A 645-nucleotide genomic window follows, 5' to 3' on the forward strand; every position below is an offset into this window, starting at 1 on the left:
TCATTTACTTTATCACGCCAGAGGCCATGCAAAATTATTTTATCCGCGGCATCAAAATATTTTGACAGCGTTATAAATTCTTCATCAAGATACAAAAATTCTACTGGGTAGTGAGGATGAATACCATATTCATATTTAGGGCTAGTAATAAAAACGAAGCGATGTTGATTCACATCAAAATATTTTATAATGAAATCTAGAAATGATGACATAAACTTCTCAATGATCATAACATGTAATATCATATACTTCCCTACTGATTTCTATTGATTAGAGATACACATGTGACGTGTGAATAACCACTGAAGTATATAGAGTCTATGTTTCCATTCCATAGGCTCAGTATTTTATCATGTATCGTTCTAAATATGTACTTACCTTACTTTCTCTTCCAAGTTGCGTTTATACCGCAAGCGATTATGAATCTCTATGAAAAACAGAGATACGCACTTTGTACTAATAATCACATAGATGACCCAAAACAATTTTGTAAAAACAATTCTATCGTTGTTGCACGGAGGATTTTATTGCTTCGATTTAAATTATGCTGCAGGTGTGGTATATAATACATTTCGTGCCAGTTTTCATCCGTGAACTGTCGATATAGTGCGGTCTTTGGGTTTAGGAGTCTGTCCAATTTAAACG

Annotated in this window: 1 protein-coding gene; it reads right to left on the minus strand. The window is 33.5% G+C overall.

The window, feature by feature from the left end; translation table 11 throughout:
• Positions 1-212, minus strand: a 212-nt coding sequence (locus tag LG31_RS21625; RefSeq protein WP_238567498.1) for a hypothetical protein, incomplete at its 3' end; no start/stop codon positions are given.
• Between the last annotated feature and the right edge of the window lie 433 nt (positions 213-645).

This window comes from Aeromonas lacus, from assembly GCF_000764665.1.
In the GTDB taxonomy this organism is placed as follows: Bacteria; Pseudomonadota; Gammaproteobacteria; order Enterobacterales; family Aeromonadaceae; genus Aeromonas; species Aeromonas lacus.